Origin of the sequence: Protofrankia sp. Cas8 (assembly GCF_963555845.1) — a bacterium.
In the GTDB taxonomy this organism is placed as follows: Bacteria; Actinomycetota; Actinomycetes; order Frankiales; family Frankiaceae; genus Protofrankia.
In genome coordinates, this window is the sequence record NZ_CAUVXI010000330.1 from 1 (window position 1) to 3,644 (window position 3,644).

A 3,644-nucleotide genomic window follows, 5' to 3' on the forward strand; every position below is an offset into this window, starting at 1 on the left:
GCTGCGGCGGGCCGGCGTGCGTCCGGGCGACGTCGATGTCGTCTTCCCGGACGCGCTTGGCGTCCCTGCCGCCGACCGGGACGAATGCGCTGCCATGTGGGCGGCATTTGGACCTGCATCGCCGGCGGTCACCACCCAGAAACCCCTGGTGGGACGGCTTTATCAGGGTGGAGCGGCGCTGGATGCGGCTACCGCGCTGCTGGCCATGCGTCATGATCTTCTTCCGCCGACCGCGGGCACCCGCGCTCCGGCCCAGGGGTGCCGGCTCAACTTCGTGTCCGAGGTGACCCCGACACCGGTGTTCACCGCGATGGTCAACGCGCGCGGGTTCGACGGATTCAACACCTCGCTCGTCCTACGCCGTTGCCCTGAGATCGATTTCCCTGAGATCGATCAGCATCCAGGCTCGCCTTCTGGCGTGTCCCCTTTGACTCGAAAAGTACCGGAGGACAAGCAGCGATGACCAACCCCGAGAGGGCCGGTGGCCCCGCGACCGGACTCAGCGAGACCGAGACGGTACGTACGCTGCTGCGGATGCGTGCCACCGCCGGCCGCGAACATGAGTTTGAAAACGCCTGGCGGAAAGCGGCTGAGGTCATCAGCACGGTGCCCGGCAACATCCGCCAGGACCTCATGCGTGATCGGGACCTTCCCGGCGAATATGTGATCGTCGCGGACTGGGAGACTCGGGCGGCACTGGACGCCTTCGGCCGCGGCCCGCGACGCGACCATGTCACCACGGCGTTGCGGGAGCTGCGCGATGATGCGGACCGCCACACCTACCAGGTTCTACACACCCTGTCGGGCCGGGGATCGGCCGTGCGCATCCTGGTCACCACGACCGTACCCGCGGGTGACGAGGACATCTTCGAACAGGCCTTCCTCGATGTGGCCGCGGCCATGCGCGGTGTCCCCGGCCACATCCGTGAAGAGCTTCTGCACGAACCCGGAACGCCCACCTACCACCTGCTCGCCGAGTGGGCGTCGAAGGCCGCGTTCCTCACCTGGGTACAGGATCCGCGTCATACCGACCGGACCACCGGGCTGATTCCGTACCTCAACCGGGGGTTCTCCCGCCGTATCTTCACGATCGCGGCCCGGCCGCCGGACCCGGTGGCGGAGCTGGAACCGTCCGCGTCCCCGCCCACCGGCACCGGCACCGCCAGCGCCAGCGCCACTGTCATCGGCACTGTCATCGGCACCGGGGCCGCACCGGTGCCGGTCAGCGGGCGGCGAGAGGCCCGCACGAGCATCGACGTGCTGGTGGTCGGTGCGGGACCGACCGGCCTGACCCTGGCCGTGGAGCTCGCCCGCCGCGGGGTTTCGTTCCGGCTGGTGGAGAAGAGCACCGAGCCGCCGAGTCAGGCGGACAAAGCCATCGGCGTCCACTGCCGAACCATGGAGATCTGGGAGGACATGGGCGTCGTCCGCGCGGCCGTCGACGCCGGTATCTGGTTCAACGGCCAGATCGTTATGATCAACGGACGTCAGACGCACCGGGTCGAATGGAACCTCCCGGAGCTCCCGTATGCCCACCTCGGGCTGCCCCAGTACGACACGGAACGGATCCTCACCGACCGTCTGCGCACGCTGGGCGGATCGATCGAACGGGGCCTCGCGCTGCACGGTCTCACCCAGGACGCCTCGGGCGTGAGCGCAGCGCTGTCCGGCGCCGACGGTACGCAGGAGACGGTGCGCGCGAGGTACATCGTCGGCTGCGACGGCGCGCACAGTGTCGTCCGCAGGGAACTGGATCTGTCCTTCAACGCCGGGGCCGGTCGGTTCCCGCAGCTGTTCATGCTGGCCGACTTCGACGTCGACTGGGCGATGCCGCAGGGCTACCTGCTGCGGTTCATGCACATGACCGACGGTGAGCTCGACGGGATGCTGGTGTGCGTCCCGCTGCGCGGCAAGGGCCGATACCGGATGGCGACCATGGCGCCGCCTCGGATCATGGCGGAGGCTGCCCGCACCGAGGTGCCGCCGGGTTTCACCAAGGAGTACGAACCGCCGACGTTGGCCGACTTTCAGGTCGCGCTCGACCGGCTGGCACCGGCCGGCACCACCGGAAGCAACCTCCGCTGGTCGTCGATCTTCCGGATCAGTCACGGGATCGTCGACCGCTACCGGGTCGGTCGGGCCTTCGTCGCGGGCGACGCCGCGCATCTGCACCCGCCCGCAGGCGGTCAGGGCATGAACACCGGGATCCAGGACGCCTACAACCTCGGCTGGAAGCTCGCGCTCGCCGTGAGCGGGCACGCCGGGCCCGGGCTGCTCGACACCTACGAGGCCGAGCGCCGCCCAGCTGGCCGGGCGGTCATGGACCGCGCCGTGCGGGTGGCGTTCACCGACGAGATGGACAACACCGACGAAAAGGCGCAGTTCCTCGACGAGATGCAGATGACCCTGAGCTACCACGGCACCCCGGGGGTCGGCGAGGCACTGGGTTGGGAGGCGCCCGAACGGTCCCCGGCGGCCGGGGACCGCGCGCCCGACGTGCACGGTCTGACCCGTCGCGGTATCGGGCATCCGATGCGCCTGTTCGAGCTGACCCACGGCACCGTGCACACGTTGCTGATCTACGTGGACGCGTCCACGACCGAGGAAGACCTGCGTGGCTACGAGAAGATGGCCGGCGCGATGCGGCAACAGTTTCCCGGGCTGGTCGACATCTATCTCGTCCGGGATCTGGATGCCACGTCGTCGCCGGGCGTCGACCTGCCCGTCGTCTATGACACCGGCCGGACGTTCCGCTCGGCCTACGCGCCCGCCGGACCGTGCGCCTACCTGATCCGCCCGGACGGGCACGTGGGCTTCCGGACCAGGCCGATCCTCACGGGTGCCCTTGAGGACCATCTGCGCGCCGTGTTCGGCGGCGGTGATCAGGCATCCCGGTAGCGCGGAGTCCGGTAGCGCGGAGTCCGGTAGCGCGGAGCTGAGCGACGCGGAGGCACGACACGGGGCACGACGCGGAGGCACGACGCGGACACACGACACCGAGAGGGGATTGGGATGGCATCGTGGCTGGGATCGGGAAGGGGACCCGCACGACGGCTGCGGGTTGTCGTGTGCGGCGCCGGGCCGGCGGGGATGACCCTCGCGCTCGCGCTCGCGCGGGAAGGGCATGCGGTCACGCTCCTCGAGCGGGACGAGACACCTGTGCCTGCGCAGGTTGATGCGGCTGCGGCCTGGAAACGGACCGGGGTCGCGCAGCTGCACCAGCCGCATGCCTTCCTCGCGCGTGGCTGCTCCGAACTGCTGACCGCTCTGCCCGACGTCGTGGCGGCGCTGCGCGGCGCCGGCGCGGTGGACGTCGCCCTGCCCGACGGGCTGAGTTCCTTCCTGTGCCGGCGCAGCACGTTCGAGTGGGTGCTGCGCCGGCTGGTCGAGGCCGAGCCGAGGGTCTCCATCCACATCGGGACCGCCCGGGCGATCGAGGTGTTCGGGGGTGCGGTCAACGGAGTACGCCTTGATGACGGCGGCCTGCATTCGGCGGATCTTGTCGTCGACTGCGGCGGCCGGCGCAGTGCCCTCACCGCGGCGATGCTCGCCCAGGAGACCTTCGACGAGCCGGCTAACGAGGTGTACCGGTCACGGCGATACCTGCTGCGGTCGGGGCGGGCGCCAGGTCCGGTCAACCGGGG

At 69.8% G+C, this 3,644-nt stretch carries 2 protein-coding genes and 1 pseudogene; all 3 read left to right on the forward strand.

The window, feature by feature from the left end; genetic code table 11:
* Positions 1-463 (forward strand): annotated as a pseudogene (locus U9977_RS26330) (hypothetical protein); the annotation flags it as partial.
* Positions 460-2,898: an FAD-dependent monooxygenase gene (locus U9977_RS26335; protein WP_322751971.1), complete on the forward strand. Its 2,439-nt coding sequence runs from the start codon at positions 460-462 to the stop codon at positions 2,896-2,898. The pseudogene U9977_RS26330 and the gene U9977_RS26335, both read left to right, overlap by 4 nt.
* Positions 2,899-3,012: 114 nt before the next feature.
* Positions 3,013-3,644 (forward strand): FAD-dependent oxidoreductase (locus U9977_RS26340; RefSeq protein ID WP_322751972.1); only part of this gene is annotated, 632 nt, incomplete at its 3' end.

What these genes read in the sequence shown, in the direction of transcription:
- U9977_RS26335 (WP_322751971.1), top strand. Translation starts at nt 460, where the DNA reads ATGACCAACCCCGAGAGGGCCGGTGGCCCCGCGACCGGACTCAGCGAG.